At 33.8% G+C, this 25283-nt stretch carries 17 protein-coding genes; 13 read left to right on the top strand and 4 right to left on the bottom strand.

Annotation, left to right across the window (positions count from 1 at the left end):
* Nucleotides 1-273 precede the first annotated feature (273 nt).
* From ACNRYB_RS20110 to chiA, 5 genes are all read left to right on the top strand, one after another.
* The gene (locus ACNRYB_RS20110) at nucleotides 274-3294 is read left to right on the top strand and encodes a SusC/RagA family TonB-linked outer membrane protein (RefSeq protein ID WP_473728492.1); all 3021 of its coding nucleotides are present in this window, start codon (nucleotides 274-276) and stop codon (nucleotides 3292-3294) included.
* Nucleotides 3295-3306: 12 nt separating this feature from the next.
* Complete coding sequence (locus ACNRYB_RS20105) at nucleotides 3307-4899, top strand: RagB/SusD family nutrient uptake outer membrane protein (RefSeq protein WP_473728491.1); 1593 nt, start codon at nucleotides 3307-3309, stop codon at nucleotides 4897-4899.
* Nucleotides 4900-5002: 103 nt separating this feature from the next.
* On the top strand, nucleotides 5003-6940 hold the full coding sequence (gene nagB / locus ACNRYB_RS20100; RefSeq protein WP_473728490.1) for a glucosamine-6-phosphate deaminase: 1938 nt from the start codon (nucleotides 5003-5005) through the stop codon (nucleotides 6938-6940).
* Nucleotides 6941-7097: 157 nt separating this feature from the next.
* Nucleotides 7098-9164: a beta-N-acetylhexosaminidase gene (locus tag ACNRYB_RS20095; protein ID WP_473728489.1), complete on the top strand. Its 2067-nt coding sequence runs from the start codon at nucleotides 7098-7100 to the stop codon at nucleotides 9162-9164.
* A 488-nt stretch (nucleotides 9165-9652) separates the two neighbouring features.
* The gene (gene chiA, locus ACNRYB_RS20090) at nucleotides 9653-14389 is read left to right on the top strand and encodes a T9SS-translocated chitinase ChiA (protein ID WP_473728488.1); all 4737 of its coding nucleotides are present in this window, start codon (nucleotides 9653-9655) and stop codon (nucleotides 14387-14389) included.
* 195 nt (nucleotides 14390-14584) lie between these two features.
* Here chiA and ACNRYB_RS20085 read toward each other — a convergent pair whose 3' ends face one another.
* Nucleotides 14585-14815 (bottom strand): hypothetical protein, encoded by a 231-nt coding sequence (locus ACNRYB_RS20085; RefSeq protein ID WP_473728487.1) that lies wholly within the window; start codon nucleotides 14813-14815, stop codon nucleotides 14585-14587.
* Between the two features lie 207 nt (nucleotides 14816-15022).
* Here ACNRYB_RS20085 and ACNRYB_RS20080 point away from each other — a divergent pair, with 207 nt between their 5' ends.
* Together ACNRYB_RS20080 and ACNRYB_RS20075 are read left to right on the top strand one after the other, a co-directional pair.
* Nucleotides 15023-15793, top strand: coding sequence for a TlpA family protein disulfide reductase (locus ACNRYB_RS20080; RefSeq protein WP_473728486.1), 771 nt, complete (start codon nucleotides 15023-15025; stop codon nucleotides 15791-15793).
* A 245-nt stretch (nucleotides 15794-16038) separates the two neighbouring features.
* Nucleotides 16039-17658: an ABC-F family ATP-binding cassette domain-containing protein gene (locus ACNRYB_RS20075; RefSeq protein WP_129745745.1), complete on the top strand. Its 1620-nt coding sequence runs from the start codon at nucleotides 16039-16041 to the stop codon at nucleotides 17656-17658.
* Between the two features lie 350 nt (nucleotides 17659-18008).
* Here ACNRYB_RS20075 and ACNRYB_RS20070 read toward each other — a convergent pair whose 3' ends face one another.
* From ACNRYB_RS20070 to ACNRYB_RS20060, 3 genes are all read right to left on the bottom strand, one after another.
* On the bottom strand, nucleotides 18009-18182 hold the full coding sequence (locus ACNRYB_RS20070; RefSeq protein ID WP_008468862.1) for a hypothetical protein: 174 nt from the start codon (nucleotides 18180-18182) through the stop codon (nucleotides 18009-18011).
* Between the two features lie 160 nt (nucleotides 18183-18342).
* Nucleotides 18343-19599, bottom strand: a complete 1257-nt coding sequence (locus ACNRYB_RS20065) for a GTP pyrophosphokinase (protein WP_473728485.1) — start codon at nucleotides 19597-19599, stop codon at nucleotides 18343-18345.
* A 134-nt stretch (nucleotides 19600-19733) separates the two neighbouring features.
* Nucleotides 19734-20333 (bottom strand): DUF4145 domain-containing protein, encoded by a 600-nt coding sequence (locus ACNRYB_RS20060; protein WP_473728484.1) that lies wholly within the window; start codon nucleotides 20331-20333, stop codon nucleotides 19734-19736.
* A gap of 209 nt (nucleotides 20334-20542) precedes the next feature.
* On the opposite strand from ACNRYB_RS20060, the gene pyrR reads away from it, so the two are divergent.
* The 6 genes from pyrR to ACNRYB_RS20030 all read left to right on the top strand — a co-directional run bounded on the left by pyrR (nucleotide 20543) and on the right by ACNRYB_RS20030 (nucleotide 25283).
* On the top strand, nucleotides 20543-21082 hold the full coding sequence (gene pyrR / locus ACNRYB_RS20055) for a bifunctional pyr operon transcriptional regulator/uracil phosphoribosyltransferase PyrR (RefSeq protein WP_473728483.1): 540 nt from the start codon (nucleotides 20543-20545) through the stop codon (nucleotides 21080-21082).
* Between the two features lie 185 nt (nucleotides 21083-21267).
* The gene (locus ACNRYB_RS20050) at nucleotides 21268-22194 is read left to right on the top strand and encodes an aspartate carbamoyltransferase catalytic subunit (protein WP_057120673.1); all 927 of its coding nucleotides are present in this window, start codon (nucleotides 21268-21270) and stop codon (nucleotides 22192-22194) included.
* 214 nt (nucleotides 22195-22408) lie between these two features.
* Complete coding sequence (locus tag ACNRYB_RS20045) at nucleotides 22409-22741, top strand: hypothetical protein (RefSeq protein WP_008468866.1); 333 nt, start codon at nucleotides 22409-22411, stop codon at nucleotides 22739-22741.
* Between the two features lie 95 nt (nucleotides 22742-22836).
* Nucleotides 22837-23742, top strand: coding sequence for a ribonuclease Z (locus tag ACNRYB_RS20040; protein ID WP_129745748.1), 906 nt, complete (start codon nucleotides 22837-22839; stop codon nucleotides 23740-23742).
* A 204-nt stretch (nucleotides 23743-23946) separates the two neighbouring features.
* Nucleotides 23947-24591 (top strand): pyridoxamine 5'-phosphate oxidase, encoded by a 645-nt coding sequence (pdxH, locus tag ACNRYB_RS20035; protein WP_129745749.1) that lies wholly within the window; start codon nucleotides 23947-23949, stop codon nucleotides 24589-24591.
* 185 nt (nucleotides 24592-24776) lie between these two features.
* Nucleotides 24777-25283 carry a CAP domain-containing protein gene (locus tag ACNRYB_RS20030; protein ID WP_473728482.1) on the top strand — a complete coding sequence of 169 codons (507 nt, stop codon included), beginning with the start codon at nucleotides 24777-24779 and terminating at the stop codon, nucleotides 25281-25283.

The raw sequence follows: 25283 nt of genomic DNA, 5'->3' as shown, positions 1-25283 counted from the left end.
TTTAAGTTCTTTACGGGATTTTGGGTTTTTCTTAACAATAATGAAATATTGTGCAACTTTAAACAATTAACTGCAAAAAGCCAATTTTTTTGAATAAAATTTCGCAAAAAAAGGATATAGGTGCTTAATTTTTGTATTAGAACGTTTTCGTAAAGCGTATTATTGAATGATTTATGTCGTTCGTTTAAATTTTATTGCTGTTGGTTTAATTTATTTTTTTTAACAATGCCTTAAGAATAATTTTACTTCATAACTAACAAAATAAAAATAAACATGAAAAAAATTTTCTTAATCTTTATGATTGTTTTTACGGCGCAAGTTTCGCTTGCACAAGTAAAAAGTGTCAAAGGTGTGATTACAGATTCTGATGGTATGCCATTACCAGGGGCTTCTGTTGCTGTACAAGGAGGTCAAAAGGGAACAACTACCGATTTTGACGGATTGTATACTATCGAAGTTCAAAAAGGTCAGAGCTTGGTTTTTACTTATGTAGGACTAGAAACTCAGACAATAGCTGTAGGAGATGCTTCTACAATTAATGTGAAGATGGTTGCAGCTGCATCAAATGCTTTGAATGAAGTTGTTGTAACTTCTTTAGGTCTTAAGAAGTCTAAAAAATCATTGACTTATGCTACTCAAGAATTAAAAGGAGAAGAATTAGTTCGAGTAAAAGATGCAAACGTTATCAATACTATTGCAGGTAAAGTTGCTGGTGTTGCTGTTACTAAAAGTGCTGGTGGTACTGGTGGTTCTACAAAAGTAGTAATTCGTGGTAACTCATCTATTATGAATAGCCAGCCATTATATGTAATTGATGGTATTCCGATGTATAATGGATCTTCAAGCCAACCAAATGGTACTTTTGGAGATACAAATGGAGGTAACCGTGATGGTGGTGATGTAATCTCTCTTGTAAATCCTGATGATTATGAAAGTATGACAGTATTAAAAGGTGCTGCAGCTTCTGTATTATATGGTTCTCAAGGAGCAAATGGTGTAATTTTGCTTTCTTCTAAAAAAGTAAAAGAAGGAAAAGGTAATTTTACAGCTTCATCTGTAACTACATTCGAAAATGCAGCTTACTTGCCAAAATTCCAAACAGAGTACAATAGTACTGGAGCAAAAGAAAACACAAAAGATCACGTAAAAGACTTTTTTGACACAGGTGTAACTCAAATTACTTCTTTCGGATTTACAACTGGTTCACCAACTGCTACAACTAGTATTACTTATGCTAACACTTCTTCTTCTGGAATTATGCCAGGAAACAGTTTGAAGAAAAATAACTTTGGTATCCGTCAAACAGGAAAATTCTTTAATGATAAATTAACTGTTTCTGCAGATGGAAAATATACTACTCAAACTATTGACAACAGACCGCTAAGTGGACTTAACTTCAACCCATTAACAGGTGTTTATTTAATGCCAAGAGGAAATGGAAATGACTTTAATTACTATAAAAACAATTTTGAAGTTTTTGATCCAGTTAGAAACTTAAATGTTCAAAACTTCCCAGTAATTAATGAATATATTCAAAACCCGTATTGGTTAATCAACAGAGCTAAATCTGAAGATAAAAACAACTTCTTTAACGGATCTTTAGCCTTAGATTATAAAGCAAATAACTGGTTAAATATTACAGCAAGATATAGCTATAATAGAATCGAAAGCATTTTTGATAAAAAAATCTACGCAACTACTTCTGAAATTATTGCGGCTCCAACAGGAACTTATATCAACATTGGTACATTAAGTACTCAGCGTTATGGAGATTTAATTGCAAGAGTAAATACAGATTTTAGTGAAGATTTCTCTTTTAATGCTGTTCTTGGTACAAGTATAAACAATACTATGGCTAACCAACAAACAATCTTAAACTCAGGAACAAATAATGGTGGATTAGTTAACACAAACTGGTTTACTTTAGGAAACTTCGTTAACAATAAAGCAAATCAACAAGTTTCAGGTTCTAACAGAGAAGTACAATCTGTATTTGCATCTGCATCACTTGGATATAAAGGTATGTTGTATTTAGATTTAACAGGTAGAAATGACTGGTCGTCTACGTTAGTTAACACAGGAAATGGTTCTTACTTCTATCCATCTGTTGGTTTAACAGGAATCATTAGTGAAATGACTACAATGCCAGAGTGGATTAATTTTGGTAAAGTGAGAGGATCTTATGCACAAGTTGGTAACGACATTAACGCTTTTGTAACTTCTCCTAGATATACAATCCTTGGAGGGCAGTTTATTGCGCCAAGAGTTGGACCAAGACCAGGAGAAACATTAAAACCAGAATTAAAATCAGAGTACGAAATTGGTACTGAGTGGAGATTGTTTAACAATAGATTAGGTTTTGAATTCTCTTACTATAATTCAGAAACTAAAAACCAATATGTTGAAGTTCCAGCGCCTTCTACAAACCCTTACGGATATACTAACTATGCATTTAATGCTGCAAGTATAGCTAACCAAGGTATCGAGATTGTGTTAAATGGTAAAATTATTCAAGGAGACAAATTTTCTTGGGATACTACAGTAAACTACTCTCACAATAAAAATACGGTTAAAGAACTTCCAGAAGAATTAGGAGGACGTGTAATATTGACAGATCCAGGATCTAATGCATATAGATTCTCATTAATAGAAGGAAGACCATTTGGAGTTATTGAAGCTTACACTTTAGTTAGAGATGCTCAAGGAAGACTTCTTCTAGACGATCAAGGTAAGCCACAAGTTGATCAGAACTTTAAAGAAGTTGGTAATGCTAATCCTGATTTCATGTTAGGTTGGTCTAACACTTTCAAATTCGGATCTTTCTTTGCAAATGTTTTAGTTGACGGAAGATTTGGAGGAAGTGTAATGAGTATGACTCAAGCTTTAAATGATTCTTATGGAGTTTCTAAAGCTTTTGGAGATGCTAAAAATGCTGGTGGTGTTACAGTTAATGCAATTGCAGCAGATGGAGTTACTCCAGTTAATAAAATCTCTGCAGAAGATTACTACGGAACAGTTGGTGGTAGAAGTGGAGCTTTAGCTGAATATGTTTACAAAGCAACAAACGTTAGCTTAAGAGAACTTTCTGTAGGATATACATTTAACCCTAAAGCAGTTCCATTCATTCAAAATGCAAGTATTTCTTTAATTGCTAGAAACTTATTCTTTTTCTACAAAGACGCACCGTTTGATCCAAATGTTGCTTTAAGTACAGGTCAAGGTTTACAAGGTGTTGACATTTTTGGATTGCCAACAACTAGAAGTATCGGTCTTAATTTAAACGTTACATTTTAATAAAAAAACATCATGAAAAGAAAATATATACAAAAGTCGATTCTCTGCTTAGGCTTATTAGCTGCTATGAGCTGTACTGATAACTTTGACGAGATTAACTCTGATCCTCAAGGTTCTACTGCTGAACAATTAGCACAGGATTTTAATAATATCACAGGTTATTCAAAAGTAATGTTCAATTTTATTTTTGAGCAAGATCCATTGTGGGGATATCAAATCCAGCAAAACTTGCAAGGTGATGTATGGTCAGGTTATATGGCTACTCCAAACCCATTTGGAAGTAATAATAACAACATGACTTACAATCTTGTAAATGGTTGGAATGGTAGAGCATGGGATGATGCTTACACAAACGTAATGTCAAATGCTCTAAAAATAGAGCATGAAACCAAAACAAAAGGATTATATCCAGAAATATATGCAATGTCTCAGATATTAAAAGTTGAGGCGATGCATAGAATAACTGATATTTATGGACCAATTGTGTATTCAAAATATAGTTCTGAATCTTCTGTTAAAGAATACGATTCACAAGAGCAAGTGTACACGCAGATGTTTGCAGATCTTGATGAGGCGATTGTAACTTTAAGTAAAGCAGCAGATTCTGGTGAAAGCTCAATTATTACTAAAGCTGATTTTTCTAAATATGGAGGAAGCTATTCTAAATGGGTAAAATTTGCGAATTCTCTTCGTTTAAGATTAGCAATGCGATTAGCTGTAAAAGCTCCAGCAGTAGCCAAAGAACAAGCTGAAAAATCTATTTCTCAGAAATATGGTGTAATGCTTACAAAAGACGATAGTTTCGTTTTCTTAAGTGACTTTACAAATCCTGTATATGGAAATAGTAATAGTTATGAAGATATCAACATGTCAGCAGATATGGAATCTATCTTAGTAGGATATAATGATCCAAGACTATCAAAATATTTCGCTGTTTCAGTTAAATATCCAGGAGAATATAAAGGAATTAGAACAGGAATTGTTCTACCAGTTGCTCCAGATGGAGCTACAAAAGCAGCTCGTAAAGATTTTTCTAAAGTTGGAGAAGCTATAAATGTAAAAGAAACTGTTTTCTTATCTACTGCTGAGGTTTTCTTTTTAAGAGCGGAAGGAGCTTTGAGAGGATGGAATATGGGAAGTGATGTTCAATCTTTATATGAGGCAGGAATCACAGCTTCTTTCGAGCAGTTTGGAGTTTCTTCATCAACATACAAAACTAGTACAGCATTGCCAAAAGCTTATGTTGACCCACTTGATGCAACAAATAATGCTGCTGCTGTTAATAATGTGACTGTAGCTTGGGAAGCTGGTGCTTCTAATGAAGTTAAACTTCAAAAAATTATTACTCAAAAATGGATTGCTGTTTTCCCTGACGGACAAGAGGCTTGGACTGAGTGGAGAAGAACTGGATATCCAAAATTATTCCCAATCACAAATAACACAAGTAACGGAGTTATTAGCTCTCAGTTGGGTGTTAGAAGAGTAAATTTCGTGGCATCTGAAATTGCTGGAAACAAAGATGGAGTTGCAACTGGTATTGCTAAGTTAGGTGGACCAGATAACGGTGCAACAAGACTTTGGTGGGATACTGGAGTGAACTTCTAAAAAAATGGGATATTAAGTTTGGTTAGTAGTATGGTATAGATGGCGAAAGCTGTCTATACCATATCTTAAAACCATGATGGTAACTACTACAAAAAAGAAAAAAATGAAAAGTGCTTTAGAAATAAAACCTGATATCAGTTATAAAAGCGCTGGAAAATTTGAAGAAACACGTTTTGAAAAAATTCATAACGAGATTTTCAAAAGTTCTATTGAAGCTTCTGTAATTGTAGCACAGGAAATTGCGCAGCTTATTAGATCTAAGCAGGAAAAAAATAAATCTTGTGTTTTAGGTTTGGCAACAGGTTCTTCTCCGATCAAAGTTTATGAGGAACTAGTGAGAATGCACAGAGAAGAAGGACTTAGTTTTAGCAATGTAATCACCTTTAATCTGGATGAATATTATCCGATGACTAAGGAGAATAATCAGAGCTATCATTATTTCATGTATGAGCATCTTTTTAATCATATTGATATTAAACCTGAAAATATTAATATTCCTGATGGTACAGTGGCAATTGATGAAATTAATCAATACTGTATCGATTATGAAATGAATATTAAAAACGCTGGTGGCCTTGACTTTCAGTTATTAGGAATTGGACGTACAGGACACGTAGGGTTTAATGAGCCAGGTTCGCATATTAATTCAGGAACAAGAATTATCACTTTGGATCATATCACAAGAGTCGATGCTTCATCAGCTTTTAATGGTATTGATAATGTGCCGAAACGTGCCATAACAATGGGAGTTTCGACTATTCTGAGATCAAAACGTATTGTTTTGATGGCTTGGGGACAGAATAAAGCAGATATTATCAAAAGAACTATTCAAGGCGATATCAGTTCAGAAGTTCCGGCTACATTTTTACAGAATCACCCAAATGCAACTTTTGTTTTAGATCAGTCAGCAGCATCTGAATTAACGCGTTTCAAAACGCCTTGGTTAGTTGGCGAATGCCTTTGGACACCTGAATTAAAAAGTAAAGCGATTGTTTGGTTATGCCAAAAAACAAAACAGTCTATCTTAAAATTGACAGACCGCGATTATAACAATAACGGAATGTCTGATCTTTTGGCTCAAGAAGGTTCTGCTTATGATATGAACATTAACATGTTTAATATCTTACAGCACACTATTACCGGTTGGCCAGGAGGAAAACCAAACACAGATGATTCATTTCGTCCAGAAAGGGCAAATCCGGCTAAGAAGAGAGTAATACTTTTTAGTCCGCACCCAGATGATGATGTGATTTCTATGGGAGGAACATTTTCTAAATTAATCAAGCAAGGACACGATGTTCATGTGGTGTACCAAACTTCAGGAAATATTGCCGTTTCAGATGATGAAGCACTAAAATTTGCAGAAGTTGCCAGTGATTTTATCGGGGATGGTCAAGCTGATATCAATTTCAAATCGGTTATCGAGTTTTTAAATAATAAATCCGAAAATCAGATTGATTCTTTAGAAGTAAGAAAACTAAAAGGATTAATTAGAAGAAGAGAGTCTTACGGAGCAACAAGATACATCGGATTAAAAGATGAGAATACCCACTTTTTAGATCTTCCTTTTTATGAAACAGGACAAGTTAAAAAGAATCCTTTAGGACCAGAAGATATTGCTATTGTAAAAGATATCATTGCGAGGATAAAACCACATCAGGTTTTTGCTGCTGGAGATCTTGCAGATCCTCACGGAACTCATGAAGTTTGTTTAAATGCCATTTTTGCCGCGTTAAAAGAACTTAAATCAGAACCATACATGGATGATTGTTGGTTGTGGCTTTATAGAGGCGCTTGGCACGAATGGGATATTCATGAAATAGATATGGCCGTTCCGTTAAGTCCATCAGAAGTTTTATTGAAACGTCATGCCATTTTACACCACCAGTCTCAAAAAGATAGAGTGATGTTTCAAGGAAATGACTCTCGTGAATTCTGGGTTAGGGCAGAAGATCGGAACAAAAACACAGCCATATTATACGATGAATTAGGTTTGGCTGAGTATGAAGCGATTGAAGCCTTTAAGCGTTTTGACTACTAAAATTTTTTTCCGATTCATTTTATAATGAATCAAATAGCAAAATTCAGATTGATCTCATTGCGAAAGTGAGGTAAAAGCTGGAATCATTCTGAGTTTTGTTTTTTTATATAAATTTTGGATACTTATTAAAAACTATCCAACCAAAAAAAAAAGAAAAATGAAATATCTATTTGTACTATTATTTGCTGGCATATCTGCAGGTGCTCAAGTCCAGAAAGAGCAGCTGAATCTTATGCCTTGGCCTCAGAATGTTGTTATTAATGAAGGTAATTTTAATTTAAGCAAAAATTTTAAAGTAAACATTACTGGAAATCCAAATCCAAGAATTTTTGGAGGAGTAACTCGTTTTTTGCGCCGTTTAGATGGTAGAACAGGTATATTTTTCGAGCAAGGTTTTATTGAAAAATTAAATGAAGTTCCAAATGCGGAATTACAGATCAATTGTACCAAAAGCGGTAAAATTGGTTTGTACGAAGACGAAAGTTATCATTTGGACATCACTTCAAACAAAATTACTCTAAACGCTTCAAGCGATTTAGGAGCTTTGCATGGTTTAGAGACATTATTGCAAATGCTTCAAAACAATTCAAAAACATTTTATTTTCCAGCTTCAAAAATTTCAGATTTCCCAAGATTTACATGGAGAGGTTTAATGATGGATGTTTCAAGACATTTTCAGCCAATTGATGTAGTTAAGAGAAATATTGATGCATTGGCAGCAATGAAAATGAATGTTTTTCATTGGCACTTGGTTGACGATCAAGGCTGGAGAATTGAAATGAAAAAACATCCAAGATTTACGCAAGTAGCTTCGGATGGAATGTATTACACACAAGAGGAAATTAAAAATATCGTAAAATATGCCGATGAGCGCGGTATTTTAATTGTTCCAGAAATAGATGTTCCGGGTCACGGATCTGCAATCTTAACAGCTTATCCAGAAATTGGAAGCAAAGCGATTACGCTGACAGGAGGAACATCCGAAAAAAATATTCAAGGTACAGCAATTGCTACCTATGGAATTGAAAGAAATGCTGGGATTTTTTCGCCAACATTAGATCCTTCAAATCCTAAAACATACCAGCTTTTAAGCGAAGTTTTTGATGAGGTTTGTCCGTTGTTTCCTGGCGCTTATTTCCATATTGGAGGAGATGAAAACGAAGGAAAAGACTGGGATGCAAACCCTAAAATTCAAGAATTCAAAAAGAAACATAATTTAAAAACCAACCACGAACTGCAAACGTATTTCACGATGCAATTGGCACCGATGTTAAAGAAACACGGAAAACAATTAATGGGTTGGGAAGAAATTTTAACCAAAAATTTATCTAAAGAAGCCATTGTGCATTCTTGGAGAGGTCCAAATGAAGGAATGCCAGCTGGACAATCTCTTGTAGATGCCGTTAAAAAAGGATACAAAACCGTTTTATCAAATGGATATTATATCGATTTAATGTATCCAATCGCAAGCCATTACCTAAATGACCCAATGCCAAAAGGAGCTAATTTAACTAGCGACGAAAAAGCAAGAATTTTAGGGGGAGAAGCTACAATGTGGACAGAGTTGGTTACCCCAACAACTATTGATTCTAGAATTTGGCCAAGAACTGCTGCAATTGCAGAAAGATTATGGTCGGCAGAAGATGTAGTAGATGTTGAGAATATGCGCAAACGTTTAGAGAATATTTCTTTTAGATTAGAAGAATTGGGCATTACACATATTCGTAATAAAGATGTGATTTTAAGAAACATTGCAAACAATCAAGATATCAAATCATTGGAAGAATTCTCTAATGTAAGCGAACCATTGAAAGGATATACTCGAAATAAAGGGGGAACAGAGTATCAAATGTATTCTCCATTTACCTTGTTTGCAGACGCTTGCGGGCCAGACGCAAAAGATGCTCTTGCATTTGACGCAGCTGTAAATCAATATTTAACAAATAAATCGGCAGACAATAAAGCCAAAGTAGCTGCATTTTTTACAAAATGGATTGCAGTTCATAAAGGATTAACAGAATTAAGCAATAACGCACCGTTGGTGCAGCCAATATTACCATTATCTAAAAAATTAAATGATGCTTCTCAGGAATTATTATTGGTTTTAGATAATAAATCAACTTTAGCGCCTGCAGATCTGAAAAAATTGATTGAACAATGCAATACAAAAGATCATGCAGATGTAGAACTGTCTGTTTATGAGAGTTTAAAGAAATTAATTTAGAGTTGGATTTGAATTAGTATTTAGTACGTTTTTGAGTTACTAATGTTTTTTTAGAGTGATAATTATCTCTGCCATATTTATGGCAGGGGTAATTACAATGACAACTTTGAATTTTTAGAACAAACACATCAGAAATAATCAGTAAAAATTTTTAAAAAAAATAACCAATAACGGAGTATTAACCTTTTAAAAACCAAATAGAAAGAATACCACAAAACATGACAATAAAAGAGTATAGATTGATGAGTAGTCCCAAATTTATCATTTGTATTTAACATTAATTTTTTAAAAATTATAAATAAATATCAGTCACTACTATTTGCTAATGATTATGTATGAATCAGTAATAGTAATATTTATCTATAGAATTTAATTTGAGTTTATTTCCAATCGACCGCAGCCTTCCAACCTGCAGTTGAGCGAAACCCAGAAGCTAAAAGCTGCTGTGTCCAATTACTTATTTTCTATTAACTAAATATTTATTAACTATGAAACATTATTACAGATTGCTCTTTTTGTTACTGTTTCCCTTACTTGCGTTGGCTCAACCGGCCCACGGAAAAAAAGTAGTAGGGTATTATGCGCAATGGTCTATCTATGCTCGGGATTTTAATGTTCCGAAGATTGATGGAAGTAAATTGACGCATTTAAATTATTCTTTTTATGGGACTACTTATGATCCTGCCCATCCTGAGAATACAAAATTAAAATGTTTAGACACTTATGCTGATTTTGAGCATATGGAAGGTGGAATTCCGTGGGATGCACCAGTAAAAGGAAACTTTTATGATTTAATGAAATTGAAAGAAAAGTATCCGCATTTAAAAATTTTAATCTCTGTGGGAGGTTGGACAAAAGGTCAAGATCTTTCTCCAATTGCTGCAAGTCCTGTAGCAAGAGCGGCTTTAGCAGCAGACATGGCAAACTTCATTACTACATATCCGTTTATTGATGGTTTCGACATCGACTGGGAATATCCACTTTCTGGCGGAACTGACGGTACAGAAATAGTAAATGGTGCGCCTGTTCCTCCACAAAAATATAGCCCAGACGACAATAAAAATTTAGTGCTTTTATTGAAAGCTATGCGTCAGGCAATGCCAAATAAATTGGTTACAATTGCAGCTGGAAACAATGTTAGAAATGTTTCTAAACAGTATTTAGGGCCAAACAACAGAGCACAATACGGAATGACAGAAGATATTTCGACTTATTGTGACTATATCACTTATTTCGGATATGATTTTGGCGGTAACTGGTACGATAAAACTTGTTACAACGCACCTTTATATGCAAGCGGAAACCCTAATGACCCGTTGTATGGCGCAACGCAATCAGAATCATTAGACGAATTAACAAATCAATATTTGAATGTAATTGGTTTTCCTGCCAATAAATTAATTATGGGATTGCCTTTCTACGGAAAAAAATTCGATAACGTTGCCGCAAATTCAACAAACGGATTGTTTGTTTCAGCACCAAGATATATAGTTGGTGGATGTACAAATCCGCAAAACCCAACAGGTACATGGGATGGTTCTGGAGCTTGTGAAAAATCAGGAAGTATCGAAATCTGCGATTTAGTAGGAAATCCAGTTACCAATTCACATCCTTACTTAGATCCAAATACTATGATGGTAACACCTTCTGCAGCTTCTGCTGGATGGGTTCGTTATTTTGACAATACTACTAAAGTTCCTTACTTATATAATGCTACTACCAAAGAATTTATCTCTTATGAAGATAAACAGTCAATGGATTTAAAGGTGCAATATATAAAATCTAAAAATTTAGCAGGAGGTATGATTTGGGAATTGTCTCAAGATACAAGAGGCTCAATTCCAAATTCATTATTAAACCAAGTTGATACTTCTTTTGGAAGCGTTGTTCCGGGAACAGTTAGTATTTCTGGTTCTGTTAAAAATGGAGCAACTTTAGTTACAAACGTTACAGTTGAATTGCGAAATGCAAGCAATGCAGTAATTCAAACAGTAGTTTCTACTACAGGAAACTTTGCTTTCAATAATTTAACTTCAGGACAAAATTATTCGCTTACAGCAGTAAAAGCAAGTTATACATTTGTTCCTGTTAGTTTAACGAATGTTACAGTTAATCAGACTGGAGTAACAATCAACGGAACTCAACCAACTTACACAGTAAGCGGAACGGTTCTAGACGGAACAACAGGAGTTTCTGGTGTTACAGTTTCTGCAGTTTCTGGAAGCACAACTTTGACAGGAGTTTCAAATGCGAGTGGAGCTTATAGCGTAGCAGGATTAACAGCAGGTTTAAACTTTACCGTTACTGCTGCAAAATCTGGATTCTCTTATACACCGGCTTCAACAGTTTACAATGCAATTGATGCAAACAAAACGCTTAATTTTACTCAAGGAGCAGCAGTGGTAACGTACACTGTAAGCGGAACGGTTCTTAACGGAACAACTCCAGTTTCTGGTGTAACAGTTACTGCATCATCTACAGCAGGAAATGTTACAGCAACGACTAATGCAAGCGGAGCATATTCATTGACTTTAGCTTCTGGCGGAAATTATACCGTAACGGCTGCTTTAACAGGTCAAACATTTACACCAGCATCTACAGTTTATTCTAACTTGAATGCTAATAAAACATTGAATTTTACTCAAGATGTTGTAACAACTACAAGTAAAATTAGTGGAACAGTTAAAAACGGAACAATTCCTGTTGCTGGCGCAAAAGTAGAATTGGTTTTACCTTGGACAGATAATAACCACAATTGGAAAAGCGTTTTGGCAACAACAGATGCACAAGGAAAATACAGCTTTGACAATTCAGTTATAGATGGTTATACACAGGCTTTGAGTTTGAAATTAAATTCTTGGCAAAATGGAGAAGTGGCTTATTACCCAAATAATTTAGCCAACTTTGCAATTCCTGCGACTCCAACAGTTTATAATTTCAATACAAGCTCAACGGCTAAAACAGCGTTGGCAGCAGCTACAAACTTAATCAGCGGAACTGTAAAAAATGGTTCAACGCCTGTAGCGAATGCAAAAGTCGAAATCGTTTTACCATGGACAGATAACACGCACAACTGGAAAAGCGTTCTAGCGACAACAGATGCATCAGGAAATTATACTTTCGATAATTCAGTTGTAGCAGGTTATAATCAGATTTTAAGCTTGAAATTAAATTCATGGCAAAACGGAGAAGTAGCTTATTATCCAAATAATCTAGCAAACTTTGCTGTTCCTACAACGCCAACAATTTATAATTTTAATACACAAACTACGGTTGTGACTAAGCCAGTTGTTGCTATTACAGCACCAACAGCTTCTGCGATAGCTATAAACTTAGGATCATCAATTAATTTTGTTGCAAGTGTAGGATTAAGCGCTGCAGATGCTACAACAATCTCATCTGTTGTATTTAGTTTAGACGGACAAACGATAAGTGCTACCAATTCTTCTGGAACTTATACTTCGGTTTGGACGCCAGCAGCAAATCAGTTTGGAGTTTCTCATACGTTAACCGTTACGGCTACTGCATCAAACGGAACAACAGATTCAAAAACCTATAGTTTTACATTAACTTGTTCGGGTGCAAACTGTCCAAATACATTGCCTGTAATTACTTGGAATTCACCGTCGAATACTACAATATACCAAAGCTCTTTCCAAGCTGTTCCAATTTCAGTTACAGCGGTTGACAGCGACGGATCAGTTTCTGGTGTTACTATTACCATAAATGGAGGAACATTTAATATGACAGCAGGTACAAATAATACTTATACGTATAATTTTACGCCAACTGCTTATCAGGATTATCCAATTGTAATCAAAGCAACAGATAATAAAGCTGCTGTGACTACTTTAAACAATACCATTAAAATTGCTACAATAAGTGGTAATAGATTCATACCGCTTCCATCTAAAATTATTTTAGGGTATGCGCATTCTTGGGAAAATACTGCAGCTCCATTCTTATATTTTTCTCAAATAAAGGGAAGCAAATTTAATGTAGTCGATTATGCTTTCGTAGAAACCGTTAATCGTGATGGTTATACACCAATACTAACTACAAATGACGCTAGATATTTGACCAATGGTGTTTTCGATAAGCAATTGTTGAAAAATGATATCAAAACATTAAGAGATAGCGGTGTTCCAGTTATTGTTTCTATTGGTGGTCAAAATGGACATGTTGTTCTGGAAAATGTAACTCAGAAAAATATTTTCGTTAATGGTTTAAAAGCCATTATTGATGAGTACCAATTTGATGGAGTTGATATTGATTTTGAAGGCGGATCTATGAATTTTAGCGCAGGAGGTTTAAGAGATATTTCTTATGCAGGTATTTCTGCTTATCCGAGATTGAAAAACGTAGTAGATGCTTTCAAAGAATTAAAAGCATACTATGGTCCTGGATTCTTGTTAACTGCAGCTCCAGAAACACAATATGTACAAGGAGGATATACTACTTATACTGATACTTTCGGTTCGTTCTTGCCAATTATTCAAAACTTGCGTAACGAATTGGATTTGTTAGCAGTGCAATTGTATAATACAGGAGGAGAAAACGGATTAGACGGTCAATATTATGGTACAGCTAAGAAAGCAAACATGGTTACTGCCTTGACTGATATGATCATAAAAGGGTATAACATTGCTTCAACAGGAATGCATTTTGATGGATTGCCAGCTTCAAAAGTTCTTATTGCATTACCAGCTTGTCCGAGTGCAGCAGGTAGCGGATATCTAACTCCTACAGAAGGAATTAACGCTATGGACTATTTAAGAAACGGAACCAATTTCTCTGGAAGAACCTATACTATGCAGCCAGGCGGGCCATATCCTTCTTTAAGAGGTTTAATGACTTGGTCTGTAAACTGGGATGCCTCTTCTTGCGGTAATTCATCTGAATTGTCTAAAGCGTATGCAGCTTATTTTGCATCGCAAGCTACGGCTAAAACATTGGCTGTAGAAGATATAACGGCTGATAGCAATACGACTGTGGCTTATTTTAGAAACAATACTTTATCGGTTTCTAATGAAACAGAAGAAATTGCTCAAGTTGACGTATTCAATACGATAGGGCAGAATGTTACAAGCCACAGAAACATTCAAAACAATAAAGAAGTGCTGCTTAACAGCCCAAGTTTTGCCAGTAAACAGATTTTTGTTGTGATTGTAACCAATAAATCAGGACACAAAAAGTCATTGAAAGTAATGAACTTTTTAAACTAAAATAAAAGGATTGAAAATTTAGAAATAAGAAAATTGGGACGGTTAAAATTGAGTTTGGTTATTTATTTTTTAACCTAATTTTTATTTCTTAAATGCTGTGAAGTGAGGTAATTTGTTATTTGGTTTTTGCCTCATGTAGCGCATTATGAACCTGGCAATTTTTGTTGCCAGGTTTTTTTATGGCTAAAACATTTTTTATGCCTCTAAATAAGGATCTAAAACTTCTGCAAGTTGATTAAGCCAATAAAAATTATCATCGACATTCTTTATTCCCGATTCTATCGTTTCGCATTTTCTCATAACTGATAACGAAAGTACATTATTGACTTCGCGTATCATTTTTGCCATTTCTTTATAATCAATTTTGTCTGTAAAGAAATCGTTTAATTTAGTTTCCATTTCGATTGAAAAATTATTTGTAATCATTATCTTGTTTTTTGCCAAATCTAAAGAATTACTATTTTTATTGTGACACATATTTGTTTCATAATGAAAGATTTTAGAAAAAAATCTGCAGTCCCGATAGCTATCGGGAGCGAGAAACCCTTTGCGAACTCTGCGTAAATCCTTTGCGAACTTCGCGGTTAAAAAGAAATCCGTACTTTTGAATTTACAATTATCGCATAAAACTTCATGAAAAAAATATTTCCTATTATAATCGCTTTTTTAATTTTCGTTACTTCTTTTGCTCAAAACAAATTCGGAAATCCAGAAGTAGATCCCATTCAAATCCAAAAGACTTACGAGCAATGGTCGGTTTATAATAAAGGAATTATGCTTTCCAGAGATTTCACTGCACTTGATTCGTCTTCTAAAGAAATCTCAAAAGAAATTTTTCTAGATAAATTGGCAAATGAAAACTATATTCCAATTCGATTAAAATCTGAAGAAAGCGCATATGTTTATAAGCTTTTTAAAATTTTACCAAAAACAGATACAAGTATAAAAGCGACAATCAATCAAATTGGTTTTGATGCTTATAAAAACTATAAAATGGAAGGAACCGCTTTTCCGCAATTTTCTTTTAAGGATTTAAACGGAAATTTGGTAACCAACGAATCCATGAAGGGAAAAATTATTGTGATAAAATGCTGGTACATTCACTGCACGCCGTGCATCAGAGAATTTCCTCAAGTCAACAAATTAGTTGAAGAATATAAAGACAGAAAAGACATTATTTTTATGAGTTTGGCCGAAGATTCAGCAGAACAATTAAAAACATTCTTAGCTAGAAAACCACTTTCATATTCTGTAATTCCAGATATGAAAGAATATATGAATAATGCTTTGCAGTTGAATTCATTTCCAACACATTTTATTCTAAACAAAGAAGGAGTGATTGCAAAAGTGCTTCCTAATTTTGAGAGTCTTGAAGTGGCTTTAGCGAAAGAAAGTAAAATGTAGTTTTTTTAACCATATAAGCTCATGTAAGAGATTATAAGTTTTTTTTCTTATAGCAGAAATTATAAGTTTAGTTTAAATGAACTTATATCACTTATATGGTTTTATTTTTTGTGGAAAGTTTTTTCTCTGCGCCTTTGCGCCTCTGCGAGAACCCCTCACCAGCATAAAAAACTTTGAACCTTTGCCTCTTTGCAACTCTGAACCTTTTTCCGTACTTTTGCACCAAATTAATTAAAAAGACATTCATGTTAACAGTCAATAATTTATCAGTTCAGTTTGGTAAAAGAGTTTTATTTGATGAAGTAAATACAACTTTCACTCATGGAAATATTTACGGAGTTATCGGAGCAAATGGTGCTGGAAAATCTACTTTCTTAAAAGTGATTTCGGGCGATATCGACCCAACTTCTGGACACATTCATTTAGAGCCGGGAAAACGTATGTCGGTTTTAAACCAGAACCACAACATGTTCGACGAACATACTGTTTTGGAAACCGTTTTAATGGGAAATAAAGTTCTGTACGCTGTTAAAAAAGAAATGGATGAACTTTATTTAGATTATAATGATGCTAATGCAGACAGAATAGGGGAGTTACAAGTTCAGTTTGAAGAAATGAACGGATGGAACGCCGATTCTGACGCGGCAGCAATGTTATCTAACTTAGGAATCACAGAAGCAGATCATTATACTTTAATGGCAGATATGGAAGGAAAAATGAAAGTACGTGTGCTTTTGGCGCAGGCGCTTTTCGGAAATCCTGATTTGCTGATTATGGATGAGCCTACCAACGATTTGGATTTCGAGACAATCGCTTGGTTAGAAAACTTCTTGGCAAATTACGAAAACACTGTAATCGTTGTATCTCACGACCGTCACTTTTTGGATGCGGTTTGTACGCATATTTCTGATATTGATTTCGGAAAAATCAATCACTACTCAGGAAACTATACGTTCTGGTACGAGTCTAGCCAATTAGCGGCAAAACAGCGTGCACAGCAAAACAAAAAAGCAGAAGAGAAGAAACAAGAGTTGGAAGAATTTATTCGTCGTTTTAGTGCAAACGTGGCGAAATCGAAACAAGCGACTTCTCGTAAAAAAATGATTTCGAAATTAAACATTGCCGAAATCAAACCTTCTAGCCGTCGTTACCCTGCGATTATTTTCGATCAGGATCGTGAAGCTGGAGACCAGATTTTGAATGTAGAAAACTTAGCGGCTTCTGTAGATGGAGAAGTTTTATTCAAAGATATTAACTTGAATATGGCAAAAGGCGATAAAATCGTTCTTTTCTCTAAAGATTCACGTGCTACAACTGCTTTCTACGAAATCTTAAACGGAGAACAAAAAGCAGACGCAGGAACTTTTGATTGGGGAATTACAACCAACCAAGCGTATTTGCCAGCTGAAAACCACAAATATTTTGAAAACGATTTGACTTTAGTTGACTGGTTACGTCAGTATGCAAAAACGGAAGAAGAGCGTGATGAGGTATTCATTAGAGGTTTCTTAGGGAAAATGATTTTCTCTGGAGAAGAAGCTCTTAAAACATCTAGAGTTTTATCTGGAGGAGAAAAAGTGCGTTGTATGTTGTCAAGAATGATGATGGAGCGTGCAAACGTTTTAATGTTAGACGAGCCAACAAATCACTTAGATTTGGAGTCTATTACAGCTTTCAACAACTCATTGAAAAACTTTAAAGGTTCTGTAATTTTCACAACACATGACCACGAATTCGCGCAAACTGTTGGTAACAGAATCGTAGAGCTGACGCCAAACGGAGTTATCGACCGTTACATGACATTTGACGAATATCTTGATGATGAAAAAATTCAAGAACAAAGAAAGAAGATGTACAATCTTTAAAATTTAAAATTCCAATATATTAAAATCCCAAATTCCAAATTAAAACTTGGAGTTTGGGATTTTTTATTGGGGTGTAATTTTAAACACATAGTTTTAGTGTCGAATTAAGTACGAATAAGAACTCCAAAAAAGAAATATATTTCTTTCATATAGCTATGTTTTTTGAAAAAAAAGTGAAACGCCTTTCTGCGATTCCAAAAACTATGTTTCTATGTGTTAAAAAAAAATATAGCCACTAATTACACGAATTTCCACGAATTAAATTTGTGCTAATTTGTGTAATTTGTGGCAAAAAAACAATCCCGCTATAAAAATTGGAATTTAGGATTTTTTATTTGTTTATTTTACTACTATTTGCTTCCGAACATTTTAGCGAAAATCCAGATAATAATCGCAATAATAAAAATTACGATAAAAATCCCGAATCCCATTCCGGCTTTAAAAATGTCTCCAATAACTTCACAACTTGTAAATGAAAACAGTATTACAAATACCATTAACAATCTTAGTATTTTATTTTGCATGACTTCTGATGTTTTAAATTGATATTTAAAATTACTTCAGGAATCAGGAAAATGTGTTATAGAATTTTTTGGAAATGTTTTAGGATTTCTTATTATCTATTATATATGATTTTAAATTTGAGGAATAATTCATACGTTTTGTAAGTTGATTTAGGAAGTTTTAAAGATTGCTTAATTCTGTTTTTAATTTTTTGCTTGTTGTTTTGTTTGGTATCTTATCGATAACTTTTTCTGTAAGTTGATGCAATAATTTATAACTGTCCATCAGATAATTTTCAGTTGGAGTCTCAATACCGTGTAATAGATTGTTTCTTACTTTTCGTAATGACTGCAGTTGATTGAATTCTCGTGTTGAAAGTATTTTTTTATCTTTCAGAATAGATAAATTAGGAATTAAATATTTTCTTGATTCAATTTCTTCATTAGTTAGAAATTCTTTTCCTGCTTTTTCTAAAATGACCCAACATTTTACAAAAGATTCAAATCCAGAAGCTTTCTTTTCAGAGAGATTCAAATTTTTAAAATAATTTTTCAAGTTAGGTTTTTCTGTGTCGTAATATTCTACAAGAAGCATATTTAATAATTGGTCTGTAACTGTATCTTCTGAATTAAGATCAATCAAATTAATATAATTATTAAAATCTTTTGTGTCTAATTTTTTTTCGGTATTCAAATAATTATTCAAAAGGTAAGTGTCTCCTAATTTTAATTTTTTAGAATAATTTTTGTCAATCGTATTTAATAGAAAATTTGTTAATTCATATCGATCTGTAATATCATTAGTTTTCTTTGTTCTTTCAGCCATTGCAGATTGTAATCTTTCTAATGCAATTTCACCAGTTAATACAAGGCCATTGATTTCATCTAAAATTGCTAATTCTTCTTTAGATAAATCTCCTGAAAAAGGTTTGTAAACCAAATCATGTTCAACTTCTGACCATGCATGCATTAAGACTGAAGCTATTTGTATTTCTGCTATGGTGTCTCCGTACCTTTTCGTTAAATTTTCTGGTTTGAGTTTAATTCTGTAGTGTGTTGCCCAATATCCGGAAAAGCGTTTAGTATATTTTGGAGTATGAGCTTCTGGGAAAATTTTCTTTTTTTCAACGTAAAATATTTCATTTACAATTTCATCTAAAATTTCTCTGTCTGACGGGAAATATAATGAAACTCTAATTCCAGCTAAGTCTACGATATCTTGAAAGATTTCTAGGATATTTTTGTATTTTTTTTCATCATTCCGTTTTATTAACTTGTCTTTTAATCTATCGGGCTTCTTAGCTCTATGAGTAACAATAGCCTTAATTCCACGTTTGAAAAGTTGATCTTCAATTTTAGCTGCAATAATTTGAGATAATTTTTGATAGTAATCGAATTCTTTGTTATACTGTTTTATGAAATCATCTATTACCTTCATCTTTAATATCTTTAATTTTAATGGTATGTTTAGTATAATTGTTCTGTTAAATGTTGATAGACTCTTTTAAAACGTCTATCGCAAAATTTTTCAAATAAGAAAAGAATAACATAACAGAATGATAGAATCACTTCTTAGCTTCTTGATGATTCAATTCCTCTACTTACTTTTAAAGGTAAAATAAATAAAAATTCAGCTAATGTTTGGGTAAATGCAATTGCTTTTTTTGCATCATCAACTGTTGGTAACTCAGAATCCATATCAGAATGTCTTTCGTCATTAGCATCGAGTCTGATTTCGTGGGCCCAAGTAGCCATTTCAGGAGTTAGAAGGCCATTCTGTACAGCAGTATTTATTCTAGCATATAGACTTCCCGTAATAAGCCCTTTTTCTTTTAACATTGCATCTACTGAACTGGCGCAAAGCATTACAGATCCAGAAGGAGCGAATGTACTGTCTATAGCTTGTTGTAAATATGTTTTTACTTTTAGAGGTAGATTTGAATCTACCGATTCAATATTTGGATATATTTCGTGCACATTTCTATGAGGTGGTTTACAATATGCTGTAACAACTCCTCCACATCTAGCACAGGAATATATTCTCCAAGCTCTAATGTTTAAGCCATTATCTGCACGAGTTTGGAATTCATTTATTAAAGATGATAGATTTGGATTGTCAACAGAGCAATGTGGACACCTAAGAATTTTTAAATGTGTATCTAAGTCTGGCATATTCTTCTAATAATGTGTGAATGTTTTTTCAGGCTAAAATATAGTTTTTTAGGTAAAAGAATATTGAAATAAGTTTTATTTTGTTAAATATTGATGTTTTTTTTGGTTTTTAAAGCAATTTTTAAAATCAAAAAATATTTGTAATTACATCACCCCAACAAATAAAATCAGATTCCGTATATTTGCCCAACCAAACATTACAATCACTTATGAGTCAAAAAGTATTACTTAATTCTAAAGAAGTTACTATCATACTCCATCGTTTGGCTTGTCAGTTAATCGAAAAACATCTTGATTTCTCTGAAACTATTTTAGTTGGAATTCAGCCAAGAGGCGTTTTTTTAGCTGAACGTTTAAAACAAATATTAGAAAACGAATACAACGTTCCTGAAATTTCTTTAGGATATCTGGACATCACTTTTTTTAGAGATGATTTCCGTCGTACTGATAAACCGCTTGAAGCCAATAAAACCCAAATCAATTTTATAGTCGAAGACAAAAAAGTCATTTTTATAGATGACGTTTTGTTTACTGGACGTAGCATTCGTTCTGCTTTAACTGCCATTCAATCTTTTGGAAGACCTTCAGAAATTGAGTTATTGGTTTTAATTGACAGACGTTTCAGCCGTCATTTGCCAATTCAACCCGATTACAGAGGCCGTCAGGTAGATGCTATTAATGGCGAAAAAGTAATTGTAAGCTGGAAAGAAAATGATGGTGAAGATGTTGTTCACCTAGTGACGAATTAAATTTGGTTAATCGTGTAATCGGTTAATTGTTTAATCGATTTATTTCGATTAAATAATTTAACAAATTTTAAAATTAGTTGAACCGTTAAATCGCAAAGCAGACGATTAAACAATTAAACAAATAAACGGTTAAACATTAAAAAAACGATTAAACAATTCAACGATTAAACATATAAACACACACAATGAAAGAATTAAGCGTAGATCATTTATTAGGAATCAAATATATCAATGAGAATGATATTAACCTGATTTTTGAAACGGCAGATCATTTTAAAGAAGTCATTAATAGACCAATTAAAAAAGTTCCTTCATTACGAGATATTACCATTGCCAATATTTTCTTCGAAAACAGTACCAGAACCAAACTCTCTTTCGAATTAGCGCAGAAACGTTTATCTGCTGATGTGATCAGTTTTTCTGCAGCTCAATCATCGGTTAAAAAAGGAGAAACTTTGATTGATACTGTAAACAATATCCTTTCAATGAAAGTAGATATGGTTGTAATGCGCCACTCTAATCCCGGAGCGGCTTATTTTTTATCTAAAAATGTCAAAGCAAGCATCGTTAACGCTGGAGACGGAGCACACGAGCACCCAACTCAGGCTTTATTGGACAGCTATTCTATCAGAGAAAAACTGGGAGATGTTGCAGGAAAAAAAGTAGTTATTGTAGGTGATATTCTGCATTCGAGAGTTGCCTTGTCTAACATATATGCTTTGCAGATGCAAGGCGCAGAAGTAAAAGTTTGCGGACCAAAAACATTGATTCCGAGATATATTGAATCTCTTGGAGTTACAGTTGAACCGAATTTAAGAAAAGCTTTAGAATGGTGTGACGTAGCGAATATGCTTCGTGTACAAAATGAGCGTATGGATGTGAATTTCTTCCCATCGACACGTGAGTACGCACAACAATACGGAGTTGATAAACCGCTTTTGGATTCGCTAGGAAAAGAAATTGTAATCATGCACCCAGGACCAATCAACAGAGGAGTAGAGATTACTTCTGAAGTGGCAGATTCTGATCATTCGGTAATCTTGAATCAGGTAGAGAATGGTGTAGCGATTAGAATGGCGGTTATTTATTTGCTGGCTTCTAAGATTCAATAGATTAAGTATTCAGTGTTCAGTTTTTTAGTGATCAGTTTAGAAACAAGTGTCACACTGAGCGGAGTCGAAGTGCTTTTGAAAACAGAGTTGCTTTGCAAACATGGGCTTCGACTCCGCTCAGCCTGACAAACTTGAAACTTCGAACATGAAACTTGAAACAACAAAAAAAACTTATTAAATTAGCATAGTAAATATAAGCCCTATACATTATAAAATGAAAGTAGATCAAAAAGGACATACCGTTACGATTAAAGATACGCAAGGAGATGTAAATGCTTTCTTGGAAAAAGTAACGCAACAATTTAAAACCTTTGAAAAACAAAATATTATAATCGATTTATCAGCTGATTCTAATATTTCTGAAAATGATTTAAAAGCTTTTTTACCGCTTTCTAAAGTTCAGAAAAAAGCAAAAAAATCGTTTGTAATTGTAGCAACTGATCTTGATTTTAATGCTATTTCAGATAAATTGGTTGTAGTTCCTTCTCTTTTAGAAGCTCACGACATCATCGAAATGGAAGAAATCGAAAGAGACCTCGGATTTTAATATTGGTTTAATTGTTTATTCGTTTAACCGTTTAATCGAATTGATTAATTTTAACCGATTAAACGATTTACCAAATAAACGAATAAACAATAAAATTGAAATTAACTATACTTGGCTGTTATGCCGCAACTCCTAGAACGCTTACAAATCCGACTTCACAGGTTTTAGACATTAAAAACAGATTGTTTTTGATTGATTGCGGAGAAGGTACTCAAGTTCAGCTTCGAAAGAATAAGATTAAATTCTCAAAAATCAATCACATTTTTATCTCGCATCTTCATGGGGATCATCTATATGGATTAATAGGAACAATTTCGACTTTTTCACTTTTAGGCAGAACCACAGATTTGCATATCTATGGTCCAAAAGGAATTAAAGAATTGATTCTGCTTCAATTAAAATTGACAGAATCATGGACAACTTATTCTTTGTTTTTCCATGAATTAGAATCGAAAGAAAGTGAAGTTATTTTTGAAGACAAAAAGGTCATTGTGAAAACAATTCCGTTAAAGCATCGAGTTTATACCAATGGTTATCTTTTTCAAGAAAAACCAGACGAAAGAAAATTAAATGTAGAAGCTGTTCAGCGTTATAATATTCATGTTGCTTATTATCAGAAAATCAAAAACGGCGGAGATATTACGCTTGACGACGGAACTGTAATTGAAAACGAAAAACTTACTTTTGACCCACCGCCAGCAAAAAGTTATGCCTTTTGTTCTGATACGGTTTATAACGAAGAAATAATTCCAATTATACAGAATACTGATATTTTGTATCACGAATCGACATTTTTGGAATCTGAAGCTAGATTGGCAGAAAAAACACTGCATTCCACAGCAAAAGAAGCGGCAAATATCGCTTTGAAGGCAAACGTAAAACAACTTATTTTAGGGCATTATTCAACGCGATACGATGGAATAGAACCTTTTAAGAAAGAAGCAGAAGAAGTTTTTCCGAACGTGCTTTTGGCAGATGATGGGGTGAGTTTTGATCTTTAAAGTTGCTAAGATACTAAGATGCTAAGGTTCTAAGTTTTGAAAATTGTTGTCACACTGAGCGGAGTCGAAGTGCTTTTTTTAAGCAGAACTTGCTTTGTAGACGTGGGCTTCGACTCCGCTCAGCCTGACAAACTTGAAACCTGAAACTTGAAACTTGAAACAAAAAATCTAAAATCTAAAGTCAATAATCTAAAATAATAAATCATGAACGATTTAAGTAATTATAGAAAATCTTACGAGAAAAGTGAGTTGTTAGAAACGAATATTCCTGAGGATCCGATTAATCTTTTTAACCGATGGTTTCATGAAGTGGAAGATTTTGGTGGAAGTGGTGAGGTGAATGCTATGACGGTTTCGACAATTGGATTAGATGGTTTTCCGAAGTCTCGTGTGGTTTTATTGAAGAAATTTTCTGAGGAAGGTTTTATATTTTATACCAATTATAATTCAGAGAAAGGAAAAGCAATAGAAGCAAATCCAAATATTTGTCTGTCATTTTTTTGGCAGGAGATGGAACGTCAAGTTATCATTAAAGGAATTGCACAGAAAACTTCTGAGATTATTTCGGATAATTATTTTGATTCTCGTCCTGATGGCAGTAAACTTGGAGCGATTGTTTCTCATCAGAGTGAAGTGATTCCGTCAAGAACATTCTTAGAAGAAAACTTAAAAAAACTAGAAACTGAATTTGAAGGAAAACCAATTCCGAGACCAGAAAATTGGGGCGGTTATATTGTGACTCCGCTTCAAGTAGAATTCTGGCAAGGAAGACCAAATAGACTTCATGATCGAATTCGTTATACTAGCCAGTCAGATTTTTCTTGGAAGATTGAAAGATTATCTTCGTAAAAGTATTTTTACGTAGGAATTTTATAGGTAAAAATACGAAATAAATGCATTTCATCGATTATTTTTGCACTTTAACGGTAAATTGAATACGTTTGAAATATAAAATTGCAAATGATATTTATTCAAAGATAAATTTAAAGGATTTGCCCCAACATTTACTTTAAACCGCTAAAATGCTGATGATTATGAAAAAGATTACGCGCACCATGTTGTTCATTGCGATTTTAGTCGCAATGAACGCATGTTCTGCTGATTCTGCCGAAGCAAGTTTGGATACTGCTACTCCAACAGAAACGCTTGTTACAAATTACACATACAACGATACTGAAATAGAAACAATGAGACTGATAAACGAATACCGTGTGAGTATTAGTTTAAAAGCCTTGGAAAGAGTTAATCATATATCATTTAAATGCGAAGAGCATAATAAATATATGATTGCGAATAATGTTGTGGATCATAACGATTTTGTAGCAAGATCTAGTAATATGACTAGTGTTTTGGGTGCAAAGAAAGTAGGGGAGAATGTTGCCTACAATTATAAAACTCCCGAAGCGGCTTTAAAAGCTTGGTTAGATAGTCCAGGTCACAAAGAAAATATAGAAGGAGATTTTACTCATTTTGGATTGTCTGTGACGACAGATCCAGCTACAGGAAAAAAATATTATACTAACATTTTTGTTAAGCTTTAA

It is taken from the genome of Flavobacterium sp. CR10 (assembly GCF_055814415.1).
This window is presented reverse-complemented; position numbering and strand designations above follow the sequence as displayed.

Bases quoted from the DNA above. Each gene is read 5' to 3' on its own strand.
- nagB (WP_473728490.1), top strand. From the start codon at position 5,003: ATGAAAAGTGCTTTAGAAATAAAACCTGATATCAGTTATAAAAGCGCT.
- pyrR (WP_473728483.1), top strand. From the start codon at position 20,543: ATGAGTCAAAAAGTATTACTTAATTCTAAAGAAGTTACTATCATACTC.
- ACNRYB_RS20065 (WP_473728485.1), bottom strand. From the start codon at position 19,599: ATGAAGGTAATAGATGATTTCATAAAACAGTATAACAAAGAATTCGAT.
- ACNRYB_RS20050 (WP_057120673.1), top strand. From the start codon at position 21,268: ATGAAAGAATTAAGCGTAGATCATTTATTAGGAATCAAATATATCAAT.
- pdxH (WP_129745749.1), top strand. From the start codon at position 23,947: ATGAACGATTTAAGTAATTATAGAAAATCTTACGAGAAAAGTGAGTTG.
- ACNRYB_RS20105 (WP_473728491.1), top strand. From the start codon at position 3,307: ATGAAAAGAAAATATATACAAAAGTCGATTCTCTGCTTAGGCTTATTA.
- ACNRYB_RS20045 (WP_008468866.1), top strand. From the start codon at position 22,409: ATGAAAGTAGATCAAAAAGGACATACCGTTACGATTAAAGATACGCAA.
- ACNRYB_RS20075 (WP_129745745.1), top strand. From the start codon at position 16,039: ATGTTAACAGTCAATAATTTATCAGTTCAGTTTGGTAAAAGAGTTTTA.
- ACNRYB_RS20085 (WP_473728487.1), bottom strand. From the start codon at position 14,815: ATGATTACAAATAATTTTTCAATCGAAATGGAAACTAAATTAAACGAT.
- ACNRYB_RS20080 (WP_473728486.1), top strand. From the start codon at position 15,023: ATGAAAAAAATATTTCCTATTATAATCGCTTTTTTAATTTTCGTTACT.
- ACNRYB_RS20060 (WP_473728484.1), bottom strand. From the start codon at position 20,333: ATGCCAGACTTAGATACACATTTAAAAATTCTTAGGTGTCCACATTGC.
- ACNRYB_RS20095 (WP_473728489.1), top strand. From the start codon at position 7,098: ATGAAATATCTATTTGTACTATTATTTGCTGGCATATCTGCAGGTGCT.
- ACNRYB_RS20110 (WP_473728492.1), top strand. From the start codon at position 274: ATGAAAAAAATTTTCTTAATCTTTATGATTGTTTTTACGGCGCAAGTT.
- chiA (WP_473728488.1), top strand. From the start codon at position 9,653: ATGAAACATTATTACAGATTGCTCTTTTTGTTACTGTTTCCCTTACTT.
- ACNRYB_RS20070 (WP_008468862.1), bottom strand. From the start codon at position 18,182: ATGCAAAATAAAATACTAAGATTGTTAATGGTATTTGTAATACTGTTT.
- ACNRYB_RS20030 (WP_473728482.1), top strand. From the start codon at position 24,777: ATGAAAAAGATTACGCGCACCATGTTGTTCATTGCGATTTTAGTCGCA.